Consider the following 561-nt stretch of genomic DNA (forward strand, 5'->3'; position numbering starts at 1 on the left):
AGTTAACTAAATGGCACTGAATGGTACTGCTACCATTCTTTTTTTACTTTTGAAAACTCTTGATAAATACAATGTATCTATCAGAATTTTATTATCAGCTTTTCCAAATTTTTAAAGAGCAAGAGATGTAAAAACTTCTCAAAATTAAACACACTCTATTCTCAGGCGGTTAATGGCCCGATAAAGAATATTTATTTTTAAGAAGTAAGTGGTGGAGCTAAGCAGGATCGAACTGCTGACCTCCTGCGTGCAAGGCAGGCGCTCTCCCAGCTGAGCTATAGCCCCACATATGCTGGTACTTATTGTTTTAACCATCTTCTTAATTAGATAAGAAGTGGTGGGTCTGAGTAGATTTGAACTACCGACCTCACCCTTATCAGGGGTGCGCTCTAACCAGCTGAGCTACAGACCCAAAACAATAAGTGTTGTTCTCTTTACAATAACAATCATCTGTGTGGACACTACGAACAAATAAGTTCTAAATCGTATAAGGAGGTGATCCAGCCCCAGGTTCCCCTAGGGCTACCTTGTTACGACTTCACCCCAGTCATGAATCACTCC

General features: G+C 40.3%; 2 tRNA genes and 1 rRNA gene. All 3 read right to left on the bottom strand.

Annotated elements, in window-relative coordinates:
* Positions 1-209: 209 nt before the first annotated feature.
* Positions 210-285, bottom strand: a tRNA-Ala gene (locus I6E70_RS20575).
* A 50-nt stretch (positions 286-335) separates the two neighbouring features.
* A tRNA-Ile gene (locus I6E70_RS20580) sits at positions 336-412 on the bottom strand.
* A 76-nt stretch (positions 413-488) separates the two neighbouring features.
* Positions 489-561, bottom strand: a 16S ribosomal RNA gene (locus I6E70_RS20585); the annotation flags it as partial.

The sequence above is a fragment of the Pseudoalteromonas sp. NGC95 genome (genome assembly GCF_015864705.1).
Classification (GTDB): domain Bacteria; phylum Pseudomonadota; class Gammaproteobacteria; order Enterobacterales; family Alteromonadaceae; genus Pseudoalteromonas; species Pseudoalteromonas arctica.